A 16,927-nucleotide genomic window follows, 5' to 3' on the forward strand; every position below is an offset into this window, starting at 1 on the left:
GAATGATCACATATCCGGGAAGGGCTGTCAAAGTGAAAAGCCTTTGACAGCCCTTCCCGGATATGTAGATAAAAAGCCATGGAAGTTTCGCCCCAAAAAATGAAAGGGTATGGATAAAGATCATAAAAGGTAGAGCTGAAAACAATTGCTTTTGATTTTACACAATAATCAGGACTTGACTAAAAACCTTCACCGTCAACAACCCGAATGCTGATTTTGAAGCGCCAGTTTTAGATAGCGCCGTCATTACCCCAGAAAAAGCAAAAGTGGGGGACAAAATTACCGTTAAAATTAAAGCGCATGATGCTAAATCAGGGATTATGAATGCTTATGTCTTTTTATATAACCCTGAAAATGAGGAAAATAAATATATTACGCTAGATTATAATCAAAACACGGATGAATGGATTGGGACATATGTCGTTCAATTCAATGACAGGCCGGGAACATGGACATTATCCGATATCTATTTAGAAGATAGTGTTGGTAATTACGCCTATACATCATCTGAGGCAAACGTAAAAGTGGAGAATCCAAATGGGGACTTCACTGCCCCAGTAATCAGCAAGATTGAAGTTTCTCCTGCAACGATTCAAGTGGGAGAAAAAGTGACCATAACGAGTGATGTAACGGATGATAAATCCGGTGTAAGAGAAGTCATCGCCAATCTATCACATCCTTCAGGAGCATCAAAATATATAACGATGCGATACAATGCCACAACGAAAAAATGGACAGGCAGCTTTGAAGCGCTTGAAACAACGGCACCTGGAGAATGGTCGATCAATATTTCGGCATCGGATCAGTTCGGTAATTACTCTGATATGACTTCCGATCAGCCTTTTACTGTTGTAAATCCTGATGGAGATTATACTGGTCCAGTCATTCAAGGGGTAGATATCAATCCAAACGAAGTCAATGCCGGCGATCAAGTAACGATTACCGCGGCGATTGATGATGACAAATCCGGTGTTGGCTGGGTACAGGCGTATGTTTCCTATTTGGGTGAACTTACGTTTAAAAAGGACAGTACATCAGGAAAATGGGTGGCAACGGCCAAAGTACCGACAAACGTACCTGACAATGAGGAAATCATGATTTATGATCTTCTTGCTTATGACTTAAAAGGAAACCTTACACAGCAATGGGTAGGTCAATCTTTTATCGTTCATAACGAAACAGGTGACTACACGGCTCCAGTGGCTGATTCAATCGAAATCACTCCTGCAGAAGTAACCGCGGGCGAGAAGGTCCATATTAAGGCGAAAATAACAGATGAGCAGTCTGGAGTGAAGCAAGTCATTGGCTACTTTGGTAATGAATACGAAAATAGAGCTGTTGACTTTAGCTACGACGAAGCATCTGGCTTATGGGTGGCCGATTATACAACAAGTGTTAATGAACGGCCTGGAACTTGGGATCTCAACCTTGAGGTCTGGGATAATAATGAAAACTCTGATTTTATCCGTTCGGATAAATATGTAACCATCAATAATCCTAACGCTGATGTAACAGCACCAGTGATTGACGCGGTGGAAATCACACCATCAACGGCCAATGTGGGCGATGTCGTGACCATTACTGCTGACGTAAAAGACAATGAATCAGGTGTCCGTTACGTAAAAGCCTATCTAAATCCAGTGGCTGGCAATAACTATAATCAATTGTCCGTTCCATTAACTTTTAACGAAGAGCTAAATAAATGGGTTGGAACTTACAAAATCAGTGAGACAGTCCAAGACGGATTATGGAATGTAGATGTTATGGCTGTAGACCATTATGCGAATTCCGATTATTATAGCGGCGCAACCTTCAACGTCACTAACCCAGATGGAGATTTTGAAGCACCATATTTAAATTCGTTAAAGGTGTCCTCATCTACTGCTAATGTAGGGGATACGGTTACCTTTGAGGCAAAAATTGCAGATTCGAAATCAGGAGTCAAATCGGCAAGCATTAGACTTGGATTAGAAGAATCCAATAACGATATCACGCTGCCTTTGACCTATGACAAAGAAAAAGATGTCTGGTCCGCCAGCTATCAAATCCCGGCATATGCACGTGCGGGAGTCCAGTTTATCAGTGTCATGGTCGAGGATAATGCTGGAAATCAAAATGATATTAATCCATATCAATCATTAGTGATTTTAAATGATAATCCTGATAAGGAAGCGCCGGTAGTGGGAGAGGTCTCCTTAACACCAGACCAGGCGGCAGAAGGCGACACAGTCGAATTTAAGGTGAAGCTTGAAGATTCCTACTCAGGTGTTAAAAATGCAGCAATCGAATTATCCTATCCTGACAGCGCTGCTGCAGGGGAAGGCAACCCGGATCTAAGACATATTGATTTAACCTATGATGCAAATCAAAAGGCTTGGGTTGGAACGTACACCATTAAACCGACAGACAATCTTGGAGACTGGTTTGTGGATGTAATGGCAGAGGATATGGCAGGCAATTCGACATATGTATTGTCGCCTAAAAAGCTTGTTATTGTAAAAGCAGCGGAAGGCCCTGCTGCACCAGTTGTTAATGAAGTAACCGACAAGGACACTTCTGTAACTGGTCAGGCAGCTGCTGGATTAACTGTGGAAGTTGTGGCGAATGGCTCAAAGCTTGGCTCAGTGGAAGCAGGTACAGACGGCAAGTTCACAGTTGCGATTCCAGGACAGGCGGCTGGCACCGAATTAACGGTAACGGCAACCAATAAAGCTGGAAAAGTAAGTAAAGCAACAACAGTGGTGGTAAAAGATGCAACTGCTCCTGCAAAACCAGTGGTAAAGGAAGTTTCTGAAAAGGACACTTCAGTGACCGGTACGGCGGAAGCTGGTTCAGTGGTGGAAGTGAAGGCCAATGGCACAAAGCTTGGCTCAGCGGAAGCAGGTTCGGATGGCAAGTTCACAGTTGCGATTCCAGTACAGGCGGCGGGCACTGAATTAACAGTAATCGCTACCGATAAATCAGGAAATGTCAGTGAAGCAACAAAGGTAGTCGTAAAAGATACAACAGCTCCTGCAAAGCCAGTGGTGAATGAAGTAACTGATAAGGACACTACGGTAACTGGTACAGCAGAAGCTGGTTCAGCGGTGGAAGTGAAGAGCAATGGCACAAAGCTTGGCTCAGCAGAAGCAGGTACAGACGGCAAGTTCTCCGTCACCATTCCTGTCCAAAAAGCGGGTACTGAATTAACGATTACGGTTACAGATAAAGATGGAAACGTAAGTGAAGCAACAAAAGTAGTCGTAAAAGACGTTACCCCTCCAGCATTACCGGTAGTCAATGAGGTAGCTGAGAAGGATACGGCAGTAACGGGTAAAGCGGAACCTGGAGCAGTAATTGTTGTTACGCTAAGCGGGTCGACACAATTGCTTGGTTCTGGATCGGCTGGAGCAGACGGAAAATTCGCCATTACCATCCCGGTTCAAAAAGCAAATACCCAATTAGTAATCTCCATTTCCGACCAAGCCGGTAATTTTGGAGGTTCGGTGACCGTTACGGTCTCTTCTGCAAAACTCTCAGGCTGGGTGAAAGACAATAAATCTTGGTATTACTATGACCCTGCAACCCATGTCAAGAAAATTGGCTGGTTTAAGGATGGAGTAGTATGGTATTACTTTAATAAAGATGGCGTTATGCAAACTGGCTGGCAAAAAATCAGCACCGTCTGGTATTATTTCAATAGTGGCGGCGCCATGCAAACAGGCTGGTTAAAACTAGGCACAACCTGGTACTACTTTAACAGCGGCGGCGCCATGGTAACCGGATGGCTGAAGAGCGGTGCAACCTGGTATTATTTCAATACCAGTGGTGCGATGCAAATTGGCTGGCTAAAGAGCGGCGCTAGCTGGTATTACTTTAACGGCAGCGGTGCCATGGCAACCGGCTGGGTAAAAATCTCTGGAAAATGGTACTATTTTAATAGTAACGGAACTTTAAAATAAACGACGAGCTCCCTTGGTCATTTTGGCTAGGGGAGTTTTTTGCGTTGATTTGGAGTCCGACGGTCTACATTTTACCGGTCACTTCTGAGTTGGCTCACGTAGGGCCTTAAAAAATTGATGAAGGATAAAAACATTCAAGTTATGGAAAGATTAGATTTGAATTAATAATGTAAAAGGGTTGTGAAAGCATGTATAACCAATTAGTGGAACTACATAAAAGCCTTAACCAAATACAGAAAGAATATTGGCTTCATACTGATTTATTTTCCTTTCAATGGTGGGTTATTGCGGTTGTTAACTTCGGGCTATTTTTCCTATTCCTATTACTCATTGACCGACAAAGAATATTATCCATCACGATTGCCTTTCTTGTTGCCTTTATTTTAGTTGGTACTTTGGATGAAACAGGAGTTAAATTCAGCTTGTGGGAATATCCCCACCAATTATTGTTTTTTACAGCAAGATTTAATGCTGCAGATTTTGGAATCGTGCCGAGCCTTGCCGCACTGCTTTACCAATATTGCAGTAAATGGAAGCCTTATATCATTGGCAATCTTCTTTTATCTGCCCTAATTTCCTTCGTAGGGGCACCTATTTTTTCAAAAATAGGTATATATAAGCTCTTGCACTGGAACTATCTCTACTCCTTTCTAGTTAGTCTTGTAAGCTTGATGGTTATTAAGGCAATCGTGGATTTGATTGTAAAAAAGAGTAAAAAGTACAATTAACACGATTATAAAAAATGGCTTCATTAAAAATAAATAAGAAAGTGCAAATAGCTCATGAAAGGGCTTCCCTTTGAATATATTTTTTTCGTATGTAATTAAGAGGGGGCTGGGTCTTATGAGCTGGAATCAAGGAAATGCCAATTCAAATAGGAACAGGAAAAATTCAAATAGGCAGACAAGTGTAAGTCCGACAGAGAATACTGAAAACACGGTTCAAACCCACGTGCATGAATTCACCGCTAGTACGAAGTTAGCAGAGGAAGATGATGATCGGCATAATCACCGTTTTGCAGGCGTGACCAGTGAAGTGATTCCGATGGGAGATAGTCATGTTCATAATATAATGGTGAATACGGATTTTTTAGATCATCATCACGAAGTCGCGATTACAACTGGTCCTGCTATTGATATTGGCGGAGGAAAACATATACATGTAGTACAGGGAACGACCACACTTGATGATGGCCATGTTCATGACCTATTTTTCACTACTTTAATCAACTCGCCGCTTGTATGAAAAAAACCAGTCCCCAAAGGTTCAAGGGGACTGGCAATTGATTTAATTATACACATAATCATATTTAGAAGAATGATAATGATGGAACTTGTGGTTCGCATCGAAATAATCCATCGACACCTGGAACGCTTTCTTCGTGCTATCCCAAAACACGAGCACAATGACATCGGCAGATCCGTTCGCCAAATCTTCTGCGCCGAAATCATCAGCCGCCCAGTTCAACGCCTTATAGGTTCCAGGACCGCTGACCTTCAACGTATACAGCCAATACTTTTCGCCCTCAATTCCAACCAAATCATGATACCCGGCACCCAGCCGTGACTTCAGGTCAGACTGCGTCAACCCCACATCAATCCACTTTTTCAATCCCTCTATAGCTGAAACAACATCCGCATTGCCAGCCAGCGTCATCCGGCCGTTATCCATCAAATAATATCCATCAGCAAAATTCTGCCGCAACATCCCGCCATCACGCAAACTGAAATAATACCAGCCCGAGCCAATCCACTTCCAACCCTTCGCCATTGCGCCCTTCGAATCCAAGTAATACCAGGTTCCTGACACCAGCACCCAACCGGTCTTCATCTGTCCATGCTGATCGAGGTAATACCACTTACCGCCATCCAGCACCCAACCAGTCCTCATCACCCCATGCTGATCGAGGTAATACCATTTGCCGCTATCCAGCAGCCAACCGGTCTTCATCGCCCCATGCTGATCCAGATAGTACCACTTGCCACCATCCAGCACCCAGCCTGTCTTCATCACACCAGCATCATAAAAATGCCACGTTCCACCCTCAAGCTTCCAACCTGACGGATTCTCCTCCGCCGAAACCACACTCGGAAATACATGCAGCAGCACAAGAGCCGCTAGTACAACCAATAACTTTTTCATTTTAAGCAAACGAACCCACCTCACGTTTCTATTACTGGTTTAGTCTTAATATTAGTTCCAAGTCTCGTAATTCCTTCCAGAATCGTCAGACAAAAACTGCATCCTAAATTTAGCTAGAAACTAGCAAAATTAGATTTTTTCCGGGGAAATATTACAAAAAAGGTCAAAAATTAGGAATGATACATAGATGTTCTATGTATTTGTGTGATACAATTACCAAAAAATGTAGGGAAGAGTGATTTTAATGAAAAAAAGAATAAAACCTCTTTTAATAACATTATTAGTCCTATTTGCTGTGTTTATATCAGGTAAATATTTATTGGATTTAGTGTTTGCAGGTGCATGCGGGAATCAAATTCAAAAAAGCGTGCCATCCCCAGGCGGAGATAAAGTAGCTTATGTCTTTTTACGAGACTGTGGAGCCACAACGAATTATTCGCCGCAATTGTCGATTTTAAAGAAAGATGAAGATCTTGAAAATGAATCAGGAAATACATTTAAATCGGATAAAAGTTTTTCGATTGAATGGCTAAATGAAAGTACTCTACAGGTTACTTATAGTAAATCCTCCGAAACATTCGAAAAGGATACTAGTGTAAATGGCGTAAAGATTAAATATATCGAAGAATAAATATTTAAAAAGCCAGCCCTCACTTCGGGGCTGGCTCTGTATTCATATTGTCGCCTTTTGATAGATTAGAAAATACCTCAAACAGCTGTGTGATATAACTAGTAAGCTCGAAACCATCTTCTGTAGCAAACTCAGATAATAACAATTTATTCTCCTTCATTAGCCATTCCCCCTCGATTTCTGAACTATCATCAGTATCGACAAACTAGTAGTCTCTTATACATGGAGTTATTCTACAAAATAAGGGGCGCATTCTACAAAATTCACTGGGTATTCTACAAATTAAAGTGTTCATTCTACAAATTTCTCCCCTATTCTACATTTCCTCACCATCCGAATAAAAAAACCCCTCAAAATGAGGGGCGAAAAGGGAATAACTCTTGGTATCTATATGATTACCATTCTTGCAGAATTTTATACCAGCCATTTAAAGAAAATATAGGAAATATTGTAAAAATGTTGAATATATTAATGTGCTTGATAAAAACTTGTAAGGGGTGTCAGGTTGAGTAAACTATCTTTAAAACCAATAGACAAAAAGAATTGGGAGGAAGCGATTCAATTATCAGTCAAAGAAGAACAGCAATCATTTATGGCATCTAATCTTTATTCCATAGCAGAAGTTCAATTTCTGGATAACTTCTATGCGAAAGGTATTTATTTGGACAACCAAATAATTGGATTTACGATGTTCGGGATCGATCCTGATGATGATAATTATTGGATTTACCGCCTAATGATAGATAAGGAGTTTCAAGGGAAAGGGCTGGGGGTTAAATCGATCCTTCTAGTTATTAATGAGATTAAGCGCATGAATAGGGCAAACAGATCCTCTATCATGATTGGTTACCATCCTGAAAATCTAGCAGCAAGATTTGTCTATCAAAAGGCGGGATTTATCGAGACGAACCTTGCATCTTGGGGCGAGCAGCTTGCCATGTTTTCATTGTTAAAGGGGGAAAACTAGATGAAAAGGTTTTTACACTTGGGGTGGGTTCTATTGCTGCTATGTACCATTCTAGCAGGCTGCAACAATGAACAGGCAAAAGGAACCCCCAAAAAAGAGAAGGCACCACCTGCTGCCCAAACTCCTAAGGAGAAGAAGAGCAGTGAGCCAACGGTAGAAAAAGGGACGCCTGAATGGGATATGCAGCAAATCGTGAAGTCCGTGAATGACAACGATCAGGCTTTATTTATGAGCTATCAAAATAAGGAAAATGCTGTTTTTTACAAGGAGCAGCAGAGATGGATTGAAGAGGCTGTGTTTAAGAAAAAACAAGGCTACGAATTATCGGTACAATTATATAATTTTAATAAAGTGGACGAAACCAATGGAACAGTCAGTTTTAGTGTGAGAATGAGCCATCCGCAGCAGGGAGAAAATACGAACATCGTGATCTATCAAATGATGAAGGTTAACGATAAATGGATTCTTAATGATGTGCCATTTGAAAAAATTTCATCCGATTCGGGTAATCTGACGGTTCATTTCATGAAAGGACATGAAACTGAGGCACAACAAACGTTGAAGGATGCTTCTGATATTGTCACTTTTTATTCGAAAAAGTTTAACTGGAAACCAAAACCGATTTCGATAAAAATCTACCCATCTTCCGATGAAGCTTCAGCTACTGTTCCATGGATTGGTTTAAGCGGATGGAATGAGATTGGGGAGTCGCTAAAAATTACCTCAGACCGATCTGAAAACATTTTTCGTTTCTTAGCCCATGAACTGACACACAAAATGGTGGGGGATTTGACCAACGATAATGCGACGGTTTACATACAAGAAGGATTTGCGACTTATTTACAAAACACCGTTGTACGGGATAAGTCAGGCAATGTTACTTATGATCCAAAACTGGCGGCAGAGAATGCAGCTAAAGCCATTGAAGTCAAAAAGTCGGTAAAATCAATTGAAGAACTTGGAAAGATTGATTACACAGATCCTGATTTGTCAATGTACCGAGATGGATTCTTACTATCCCATTTTTTGATTGAAACAAAAGGACTGCCTGCCTTCATGGAAATGCTTCACTACCTAACAAAATTTGAGTATATCGATAAACGCAGTGAACATAAAATGGATATATGCCAGGTCCGGACTCTAGAGGCCATCGAGAATGTATATGGCCCTGCAGACAAGGTTTCAGCGGATAATAAGAACTATTATTTAAATGGACAATGATTAATGAATGAAATATTTAGAGGGCTTTTCTGCATCATTGCGGGAGGGCTTTTTTTAATAAACAGATATGGTAGTGTGAATAATAAATTATATGTTCTTAAGGGGAAATGTAAATACGGAGGTAATTAGATTGACTATGAATAACTATAGATTGGAATCCACGGAAATTACAAATTTGTTTATCCAATATATTATGGATACCGCATCCATTTGTGTTAGTAAACATGTGTTGGCAACAGTTAAGGATTCAGAGGTTTGTTCGCTTTTTGAATTTTCTTTGGAGGTATCTGAAAAGCATGTGAAAAAATTAAAGGATTTTTTCCATGAAGAAAATTTCCCTATACCGGATGGTTTCAAGGAAAAGGATGTAAACCTTGAAGCACCCCCATTATTTGTAGATTCTTTCTGGTTATATTATCAACACACAATGAGCCATATTGGATTAAGTAGTTACGCCCTTTCTTTTGGTAACACCGTACGTCAAGACATGCAGGATTATTATTACCAATGTAATGTGGATGCGATGGAAGTATACAAAAAATGTGTTGCCGCTCTTCTATCTAAAGGACTTTATGAAAATTCTCCTTATTATTCCACCCCTTCAGAAACTAAATATGTTAAAAATTTGGGCTATGCATTAGATGTGATTGGTAAGAAAAGGCCTTTAAATTCAGCAGAAGCTGGGAACATTTTTTTTAATTTAACAAAGACCCGTCTAGCAAAGGGAGTATCTCTTGGATTTAGTCAAGTAACTAAAAATAAAGATCTGCGAAAATACCTTGAAACGAACATACGTGATATAAATAAGAACTATGGGCTTTTTTCTTCATTGTTACAGGAAGAAAATCTTAACGTTCCCATATTATTGGATACAAATGTAACGAATTCAACAGTTGCCCCTTTCTCGGATAAATTGATGGCTGTTATAACGGGGTTTCTGACCCAATCAGCCATATCCTATTATGGTACTGCACTAGGTTCTAGTATGAGGATAGATTTAATAGGTCATTGTGAGACAGCCATTCTAGGATTATTGAAACAATTAACCAAATTCGGAAGTGTAGCCCTAAATAATGGCTGGATTGAAAAACTACCCGAGGCAAATGATCGTAAGGAATTACCTATTAATTAATGAAGACCAGGACTGTGTGGGAGTATCCAATTAAGTAGTGCATATTAAAAAAGACTGCTAAAGGGCAGTCTTTCTGTCTTCATAAATTTCAGGCTATGATTGTAATTTTTTCAATCCTTTCAATGCCTGTTCCCAGTCATTTATGTTTGATCCATCCTTTTGTGGTTTCTTAGGTGCCGATTCTTTGTTCAAGCGAACTTTACCGCTCTTCCAATATAGTTTACCCATCCAATAAACAAGCGTTCCGACCATCATAATCGGTAGAAGGGGAAGAAAGCCGATGGAGCTAATGATATATCCCAGCCATTTTTTCTTACCCAGCCTGCGAAGGTACCAGCCAACTACTAAAGTTAATAGAGTAATGGAAACGAGTAAAACACTGAAAAAAGTTAATTCAAAATCATTAATCCCCAACTTCACACTCCATTGAGAAACAATGGATCCTACATTACCTGGTACCAGCTCTTTCACATCAACTAGTTTTGCTTGCAGGCCAGACTCCAAGGTATTTATGAAACTAGTAGCGTTCATTACTTACTTTCCTTTAGCAAGGCAAACTCACGTTCTACAGCTTCTTGTAATTCCAAGTTTACCGTTGGGGCAGAAGGGATAAAGTAGGAAGCAGCCGAAGCCTGTGCCTCTAATTGTTGGACATAATCTTCTACTCGGCGGAATCCTTTCAAGGCGTTGTCCGTACTGAAGGAAGCGACCGCTTTTTGCAGCTGCTGTTGTGCCTTTGCCGCATGTGCACGTGAGATTAGCACCAGCCGTCTGTTCGATAATTCGTTGTATTTTTCAACCAATGTATCAATTTGTTCACGAAGAGCTAATGTCTGTTGCTTCATTGCCGCATGCTGCTCTTGAAAGAGTTTCAGTTTTGCTTCTTGCTGTAATTTTTCTTGAAGAGCCAGTCTTGCAATAGTGTCTTCACCTTTTTCAACTGCAAGCTCAGCTTGGCGAGTACGTTTTGCCACCACTGCTGAGGCCTCTGCGACAAGCAGCTCATGACGTTTTTCTAAGTACAGCTGATGGCCTAATGTTTCCTTGGCCTTCTCAACCTGCTCGTCCAATTCACGCATATACTGATTCAATAGACTGATTGGATCTTCCACCTTATCCAATAATTCGTGTAAGTCCGCCATTACGATTGTTTTTACTCTATTAAAAATACCCATTTTACTTTTCCTCCTTAGTAATATTCTTTTCCCATGCATCTAAAATTTGTGAGTTGCTGCTTGCAGGAGCTGCTGTATAGCCGATTGGGCTGTACCCCTTTTGTTTAGAGGAACCTGCTTTCTTAAACAACCAGTAAGCACCCGCCCCAATCGCCAGAACCGGAAGGGCTGCCTTTAAGGTTGCTGCAAGGCCGAGACCAATTAATCCGTAACCCGCCCACTTCTTCCAAACTTTATCTCCGGCATGTTTGCGAAGGGAGATACCGAAGAGTGTAATACCTACACCAACAAGGATTCTTGTCCAACCGAAATCAAAGCCATGCTCATGCATCCCGCCATGTCCCATCATGCGATGACCCCGGCCGCCTTGCATCATCCCTTGACCGGCGCCGTCCTGGACTATCCCAGGACCTTGACCGCTCTGCATCATGCCTTGTCCAGATCCTCCCTGCATCATGCCGTGACCGCCAAAGTGACCAAAGTGCCCGATGCCTGGAAGGAGATGCGAACCAGCCCAGATGGCAGCTGCACCGACTGGAAGCCAAAACAACCATTTTTTCTTCATTGTGTAATTCCTCCAAAACTGAAATGTATATGTTTTTTTGTTGTTATCTCGCTTACAAGGTTGATTATGCCTATCCACCCTTAACTTTTTCTTAATAAAAAATAAGTTTTTAAAGCTTCTGCTTTTTTTATAAAAAGGAATTCATGGTGAAATCTGTAAACAGCAGTAATTGTAGGAGGAGGGAATGTTTGAGGGACAGGGTTCAATAATATAAGTATTATTAATACAAAAAAGCGTGAAAATTCCACGCTTATCATTGTCTTTTTTTAAATTGTAAATTTCCTTTACTTAACAGAATAAGTCCATTAATCCGCTCTTGTTAAAGGGGGCAAGAGTTAAGATTCAAGAAATTTCGACTTGAATCATAATTTTGGTGACGTAATGTTCCTTATGATTCATTACAACGGTATCATAAATATATTCTTCATAAACATAATCACCTAAGGCTAAATTTAAACGTTCCATCTCTGAAAAAAGCAGCTTATATGTTTTATGTATTGTTTTCTCATCCCCAATATGAAATCCAATAAGAAAATCACCTTTCACAGCCTGAAAATAAGGATATCCCACCTTTGGATGCGGCTGCTCAATATATAAAAAGCTATAATTAGAGAATTCTCCCTTCAATACGTGCTCCCGTTTCGTAATACCACCTATTGGATATCCTGAATCAAGATGAGATACGTTCAATTCATTAATAAAATCTGAAATAACTTCTATAAATTCTTCATCTGTTACATTTTCAATGTTTTTGCTTAGATAAAGTGTTGCTTCCGGTAATTGTTTAAGCGTAATTCCTTGAAAATCAAGGTGTGATGCTTCTTCCATTAAGGCAATTTTTGCATCAATCATTCTTTCCTTCATTTCAATCTCCTTACGTTTTTTCACAATCTCTTCTTTTTTTTGATGCATTAATGATAAGAAACTTTCAGGAGATTTATTTTGTGTATATTGTTGAATATCGTTCAGCGACATACCAAGTTCCTTTAATAAATCAATCACAAAGAAAAGCTCTATTTGGTGAATGGAGTAATAACGATAACCTTTTTCATTTTTCCATATGGGAGACAAAAGTCCAATTTGATCATAATAAAAGATTGTCTGTTTGTTTACCTTACAAAGCTTCGCAAATTCCCCAGTAGTTAAATACTTGCCATGTTTTTTATCCATTTTTTAGAGCACCACCCTTGACTATATAGTTACTATATACACTAGCATGGATAGTGTAAACAACCGAAAATAACCCAAATTAATTTAAGTAATTTGTATTGTTAAGGAGAATGGAAAAGATGAAGACTCATAAAGTCACCTTAGGATTGTTATTAATGAATTTATTCATAGCCTTTTTGGGTATTGGTCTTGTCATTCCAGTCTTACCCACGCTGATGAATGAATTAGGCATTACTGGAACAACAGTGGGTTATTTAACAGCAGCATTTGCCATATCTCAATTGATTGTGTCACCATTCGCCGGGAAAGCAGCAGATCAATTCGGCAGGAAAATTATGATTGTTATTGGCTTATTTATTTTTGGTATATCAGAATTCTTATTTGGGATCGGAAAAGGAATCGAAATGCTATTTGTTTCCCGCGTTTTAGGGGGAATTAGTGCTGCTTTCATTATGCCGGCAGTTACAGCTTTTATTGCTGATATTACAAATTTGGATACCCGCCCGAAAGCACTCGGGTATATGGCAGCTGCCATTAGTACAGGATTTATTATTGGGCCGGGTATTGGCGGGTTCTTAGCGGAATTTGGAACACGTATACCATTTTTCTTTGCAGGAGCACTTGGTACCATTGCGGCTATACTTTCTATTCTTTTATTATCTGAGCCGAATCGTGGAGAAGATCACAATGAACAAGTCCCCGACGGTAAGATGGGTTTCAAACGGATTATTGACCCAAAATATTTCCTTGCGTTTATTTTAATTTTTATTGCCTCATTTGGTTTAGCAGCTTTTGAATCGTTCTTTAGTCTTTTTGCGGACCATAAATTTCAATTTAAACCGTCCGATATTGCCATTGTTATCACAGGTGGTGCAATTTTTGGTGCAGTTTCACAAGTCCTATTATTTGATTGGCTTACAAAAATTTGGGGCGAAATTAAACTGATTCGATATAGCTTAATATTATCAGCCGTACTTGTCTTTTTAATGACTGTTGTTCATTCATATTTCTCTATTTTACTTGTTACATTTCTTGTTTTTGTAGGATTCGATATATTCCGGCCAGCCGTTACTTCATACCTTTCAAATATCGCCGGGAACGAACAAGGTTTCGTTGGTGGAATGAACTCTATGTTTACAAGTTTAGCTAACATTAGTGGGCCAATTATAGGGGGTATATTATTTGATATAGATATTAACTACCCTTACTACTTTGCGACTGTGATCCTATCTCTGGGAATAGTTATCACATTATTCTGGAAGAAGCAGACAAGCGATTCTTCAAATGAAGTGAAGACTCGTGCAGCTAATTAAGCAAATTAAAATAATATTAGCGGCATCGAATTGGAATAATAAGCATGGTAAGGGGGTGAATAGGTTGGAAAAATTAAAAAAGAACTTGGAACGGAAAAACACGGCCGTCATCGTCGTGGATGTGCAAAATGATTATTGCCATCCAAGTGGAGCGATTGCCAAAAGCGGAAGCGACGTCAGCGCGGTCAAAAAAATGATGCCTGGATTGCACAGCTTGTTGGATGCGGCAAGAGAGCACTCCGTTCCGATCATTTTTTTGCAGACGAATCATGAGAAGGCGACTGATTCCGAGGTTTGGCTTTCTCGCTTTCCGGATGGTGTCAATCCGATTTGCCACACGGGGAGCTGGGGAGCGGAATTTTATGAAGTTACTCCGGAGCCGAATGACATCATTGTGAAGAAGCATCGTTACAGCGGGTTCGTTCATACTAGGCTTGAGTCCATATTGCGAACTCTTAAAATCGAAACCTTGATTTTAACAGGCGTCAGCACGAATCTTTGTGTGGAATCAACCGCCAGAGACGGGTTTATGCTGGATTATCGAATCGTGCTCATGAAAGATGCCTGCGCGGCTTTTTCACAGGAAGAACACGATATGACCTTAAAAACTGTGGATACCTATTTTGGAATGGTGGCAGATACGGAACAGGTTGTTTCCTTTTGGAAGATGCATGCAGCCCAATCTCCCCAACTTATGACTTAATCGGTTGATGGACAAAAAACGACCATGCTAATTTGACAAGCTCCAACCATTCACAGAAATGAAGACCGCTTTTCGCCTTAAATGCAATCATAAAGATATAAAAAAATGAACCTTAGTGGCAGAGACATTTTCAGTCTCTGTCTTTTTTTTTGTGGTCTGAAACCGGCTAAATCTGAAGTCTGATATAAAAATCAAGCTCCAGCACAATGATTGAAGCATTAGAAACAAAGTAATATGAAATCAAGAAAGAAAATACCCTGCGGGGGTACCACAAAAGTTTACGGTAATACCCAAAAAGAGTGCGGTTTTTATCCTAATCTAACTTAGTAAAATGTAACACATAATCAGGAGGAGGAATTTAAAATGAAAAGGTTTGTAGCACGTTTAGTTGTTTATGTATTGTGTTTCGTTGTGTTTGTGGGAGGGATCGGATTTTATGGCTTTAAGCGGCATCAAAAAGATTTTTACTTAAATGTCCGCCATGAGCCGGTGCCTTCGCTGCAAGCAGTGACTGTCCCTAAGTATGACTCCCATAAACCTACTGTGGCCGTTGTTATGGCAGATTCATCAATACCAACGGAAGATTTCGATTTTCTCATTCCATACACACTGTTTTCGATGACGGATGCCTACAATGTATATGCTGTTGCACCGGACAAAAACATCAAGTCTCTATCAGGTGGTTTGGATGTGGTCCCGCATTACTCTTATAAAGAATTAGATCAATTATTAGGGAAGAGTCCTGATATTGTCGTAGTCCCGTTCATGCCAATTGTTGATGAAAAAAAATATCAACCAACTCGTGAATGGATTCAGAAGCACTCGAATGAAAAAACCACTTTCTTGAGTATTTGCGGAGGTTCACAGAATCTTGCTGATGCTCACCTTTTAAAAGGAAAATCAGCTGCCTCGCATTGGCAAGCGATTCCGGGATTGAAAATCCAGTATCCTGATACACACTGGGTAGAAGACTTGAGGTATGTTCAAGAGGGGAATGTTTTAACCACTGCTGGTCAAAGCGCAGGAATCGATGGGGTGCTGCATTTGATAGCTAAACAGTTAGGGGAACCGATGGCAGCAAAAATCTCGAAAGAAATCAATTATCCTTCTTACCACTTTGTTCAAAATCCAAAGGTGAACGACCCTTTTTACATGGATATTAAATTTGCAACATATTGGCTAAATCTTGGATTCCATTGGAATAAGAAACAGATGGGTGTATTACTTTATAAGGGTATGGATGAATTAGCTTTATCTTCTATCTTTGATTCTTATGGAGACACCGGAACGACACAGATATCAACCATTTCAAATTCAGATGCTCCTATAGCCACTAAACATCATCTTAATATCGTGGCGCGGCATCAAATTTCGAATGCACCAAAATTAGATAAAATGATCATCCCTGGCAGCACAGTTAAATCACTCGCCGAGGCAGATATAAAACGTTGGAGTGAAAAAGGCAATGCGAAAAAAACACTTTTGATTCATAGTGATTCACCAAACCGATTTGTATTTGAAGCACCATTAGAAGACTTAGCTAAACAAGAAGACGTTATAACTGCCAAGCATGCGGTAAAACGATTTGAATATCATGAGAATGGCATCCATCTTGAGGGCAAACCATTTCCTCTTGAAACATACGGCGGTCTTCTTTTAACCGTTTTACTATCTTTGTTTACCGCTTTCTGCATTGACAGACGATTCATTATGAAGAAAACCATTTTCAAATCGTATAACAAGTCGGTTAATTGAACGGTTTCCGAAGGGATGAACCGGTGATCAGCTTATCCTATAGAAAGGGTAAGCTATTTTTTTGATCTCTTCCTAATTTAATTAAAGCAACAAAAGAATGGATAATAGTGACTGTTCATTCTCTTTTACTGTATGGGGTAAAGGTAGGTATAGCAGCATTAGCTCCTTATCATAAACAGGTCATAAGGGTTCTAGTTGAAGTAACATCATAA

Annotated in this window: 16 protein-coding genes; 10 read left to right on the forward strand and 6 right to left on the reverse strand. The window is 40.0% G+C overall.

Going from position 1 to position 16,927, the window contains the following annotated elements:
* The first annotated feature begins 266 nt into the window (after nucleotides 1–266).
* From PH210_RS22150 to PH210_RS22160, 3 genes are all read left to right on the forward strand, one after another.
* Nucleotides 267–3,941, forward strand: coding sequence for an Ig-like domain-containing protein (locus PH210_RS22150; protein WP_289988535.1), 3,675 nt, complete (start codon nucleotides 267–269; stop codon nucleotides 3,939–3,941).
* A gap of 188 nt (nucleotides 3,942–4,129) precedes the next feature.
* Nucleotides 4,130–4,669, forward strand: coding sequence for a CBO0543 family protein (locus PH210_RS22155; protein ID WP_289988536.1), 540 nt, complete (start codon nucleotides 4,130–4,132; stop codon nucleotides 4,667–4,669).
* 115 nt (nucleotides 4,670–4,784) lie between these two features.
* Nucleotides 4,785–5,186, forward strand: coding sequence for a YmaF family protein (locus tag PH210_RS22160; RefSeq protein WP_289988537.1), 402 nt, complete (start codon nucleotides 4,785–4,787; stop codon nucleotides 5,184–5,186).
* A 42-nt stretch (nucleotides 5,187–5,228) separates the two neighbouring features.
* Here the strand turns inward: PH210_RS22160 and PH210_RS22165 are convergent, their stop codons facing one another.
* The gene (locus PH210_RS22165; RefSeq protein WP_289988633.1) at nucleotides 5,229–6,083 is read right to left on the reverse strand and encodes a hypothetical protein; all 855 of its coding nucleotides are present in this window, start codon (nucleotides 6,081–6,083) and stop codon (nucleotides 5,229–5,231) included.
* 244 nt (nucleotides 6,084–6,327) lie between these two features.
* On the opposite strand from PH210_RS22165, the gene PH210_RS22170 reads away from it, so the two are divergent.
* Nucleotides 6,328–6,714, forward strand: coding sequence for a hypothetical protein (locus PH210_RS22170; RefSeq protein WP_289988538.1), 387 nt, complete (start codon nucleotides 6,328–6,330; stop codon nucleotides 6,712–6,714).
* 19 nt (nucleotides 6,715–6,733) lie between these two features.
* On the opposite strand, the gene PH210_RS22175 is transcribed toward PH210_RS22170, so the two are convergent.
* On the reverse strand, nucleotides 6,734–6,874 hold the full coding sequence (locus PH210_RS22175) for a hypothetical protein (protein WP_289988539.1): 141 nt from the start codon (nucleotides 6,872–6,874) through the stop codon (nucleotides 6,734–6,736).
* A gap of 345 nt (nucleotides 6,875–7,219) precedes the next feature.
* Between PH210_RS22175 and PH210_RS22180 the strand changes: the two genes are divergently transcribed.
* The 3 genes from PH210_RS22180 to PH210_RS22190 all read left to right on the forward strand — a co-directional run bounded on the left by PH210_RS22180 (nucleotide 7,220) and on the right by PH210_RS22190 (nucleotide 10,034).
* Entirely contained in the window at nucleotides 7,220–7,681 is a 462-nt protein-coding gene (locus PH210_RS22180; RefSeq protein WP_289988540.1) for a GNAT family N-acetyltransferase, read from the forward strand.
* Entirely contained in the window at nucleotides 7,682–8,902 is a 1,221-nt protein-coding gene (locus tag PH210_RS22185) for a M1 family aminopeptidase (protein ID WP_289988541.1), read from the forward strand.
* Nucleotides 8,903–9,038: 136 nt separating this feature from the next.
* On the forward strand, nucleotides 9,039–10,034 hold the full coding sequence (locus PH210_RS22190; protein ID WP_289988634.1) for a DUF3231 family protein: 996 nt from the start codon (nucleotides 9,039–9,041) through the stop codon (nucleotides 10,032–10,034).
* A gap of 93 nt (nucleotides 10,035–10,127) precedes the next feature.
* Here PH210_RS22190 and PH210_RS22195 read toward each other — a convergent pair whose 3' ends face one another.
* The 4 genes from PH210_RS22195 to PH210_RS22210 all read right to left on the reverse strand — a co-directional run bounded on the left by PH210_RS22195 (nucleotide 10,128) and on the right by PH210_RS22210 (nucleotide 12,944).
* Nucleotides 10,128–10,565 (reverse strand): hypothetical protein, encoded by a 438-nt coding sequence (locus PH210_RS22195; protein ID WP_289988542.1) that lies wholly within the window; start codon nucleotides 10,563–10,565, stop codon nucleotides 10,128–10,130.
* On the reverse strand, nucleotides 10,565–11,209 hold the full coding sequence (locus tag PH210_RS22200; protein WP_289988543.1) for a PspA/IM30 family protein: 645 nt from the start codon (nucleotides 11,207–11,209) through the stop codon (nucleotides 10,565–10,567). Before PH210_RS22200 ends, PH210_RS22195 begins: the two co-directional genes overlap by 1 nt.
* A gap of 1 nt (nucleotide 11,210) precedes the next feature.
* Nucleotides 11,211–11,774: a hypothetical protein gene (locus PH210_RS22205; protein ID WP_289988544.1), complete on the reverse strand. Its 564-nt coding sequence runs from the start codon at nucleotides 11,772–11,774 to the stop codon at nucleotides 11,211–11,213.
* A 342-nt stretch (nucleotides 11,775–12,116) separates the two neighbouring features.
* Nucleotides 12,117–12,944, reverse strand: coding sequence for a MerR family transcriptional regulator (locus PH210_RS22210; RefSeq protein ID WP_289988545.1), 828 nt, complete (start codon nucleotides 12,942–12,944; stop codon nucleotides 12,117–12,119).
* A 119-nt stretch (nucleotides 12,945–13,063) separates the two neighbouring features.
* On the opposite strand from PH210_RS22210, the gene norA reads away from it, so the two are divergent.
* The 3 genes from norA (at nucleotide 13,064) to PH210_RS22225 (ending at nucleotide 16,715) form a co-directional block, all read left to right on the forward strand.
* The gene (gene norA, locus PH210_RS22215) at nucleotides 13,064–14,257 is read left to right on the forward strand and encodes a multidrug efflux MFS transporter NorA (protein ID WP_289988546.1); all 1,194 of its coding nucleotides are present in this window, start codon (nucleotides 13,064–13,066) and stop codon (nucleotides 14,255–14,257) included.
* A 64-nt stretch (nucleotides 14,258–14,321) separates the two neighbouring features.
* Complete coding sequence (locus tag PH210_RS22220) at nucleotides 14,322–14,960, forward strand: cysteine hydrolase family protein (protein ID WP_289988547.1); 639 nt, start codon at nucleotides 14,322–14,324, stop codon at nucleotides 14,958–14,960.
* 363 nt (nucleotides 14,961–15,323) lie between these two features.
* Nucleotides 15,324–16,715: a DJ-1/PfpI family protein gene (locus PH210_RS22225; protein ID WP_289988548.1), complete on the forward strand. Its 1,392-nt coding sequence runs from the start codon at nucleotides 15,324–15,326 to the stop codon at nucleotides 16,713–16,715.
* The last annotated feature ends 212 nt before the right edge of the window (nucleotides 16,716–16,927 follow it).

This window comes from Paenibacillus sp. BSR1-1 (assembly GCF_030403775.1).
Taxonomy (GTDB): Bacteria; Bacillota; Bacilli; order Bacillales; family Cytobacillaceae; genus Neobacillus.

Excerpts from the sequence above, each read along its gene's own strand:
- PH210_RS22195 (WP_289988542.1), bottom strand. The coding sequence starts at position 10,565 with ATGAACGCTACTAGTTTCATAAATACCTTGGAGTCTGGCCTGCAAGCA.
- PH210_RS22190 (WP_289988634.1), top strand. The coding sequence starts at position 9,039 with ATGAATAACTATAGATTGGAATCCACGGAAATTACAAATTTGTTTATC.
- PH210_RS22205 (WP_289988544.1), bottom strand. The coding sequence starts at position 11,774 with ATGAAGAAAAAATGGTTGTTTTGGCTTCCAGTCGGTGCAGCTGCCATC.
- PH210_RS22185 (WP_289988541.1), top strand. The coding sequence starts at position 7,682 with ATGAAAAGGTTTTTACACTTGGGGTGGGTTCTATTGCTGCTATGTACC.
- PH210_RS22165 (WP_289988633.1), bottom strand. The coding sequence starts at position 6,083 with ATGAAAAAGTTATTGGTTGTACTAGCGGCTCTTGTGCTGCTGCATGTA.
- PH210_RS22200 (WP_289988543.1), bottom strand. The coding sequence starts at position 11,209 with ATGGGTATTTTTAATAGAGTAAAAACAATCGTAATGGCGGACTTACAC.
- PH210_RS22210 (WP_289988545.1), bottom strand. The coding sequence starts at position 12,944 with ATGGATAAAAAACATGGCAAGTATTTAACTACTGGGGAATTTGCGAAG.
- PH210_RS22175 (WP_289988539.1), bottom strand. The coding sequence starts at position 6,874 with ATGAAGGAGAATAAATTGTTATTATCTGAGTTTGCTACAGAAGATGGT.
- PH210_RS22155 (WP_289988536.1), top strand. The coding sequence starts at position 4,130 with ATGTATAACCAATTAGTGGAACTACATAAAAGCCTTAACCAAATACAG.
- norA (WP_289988546.1), top strand. The coding sequence starts at position 13,064 with ATGAAGACTCATAAAGTCACCTTAGGATTGTTATTAATGAATTTATTC.
- PH210_RS22160 (WP_289988537.1), top strand. The coding sequence starts at position 4,785 with ATGAGCTGGAATCAAGGAAATGCCAATTCAAATAGGAACAGGAAAAAT.
- PH210_RS22225 (WP_289988548.1), top strand. The coding sequence starts at position 15,324 with ATGAAAAGGTTTGTAGCACGTTTAGTTGTTTATGTATTGTGTTTCGTT.
- PH210_RS22170 (WP_289988538.1), top strand. The coding sequence starts at position 6,328 with ATGAAAAAAAGAATAAAACCTCTTTTAATAACATTATTAGTCCTATTT.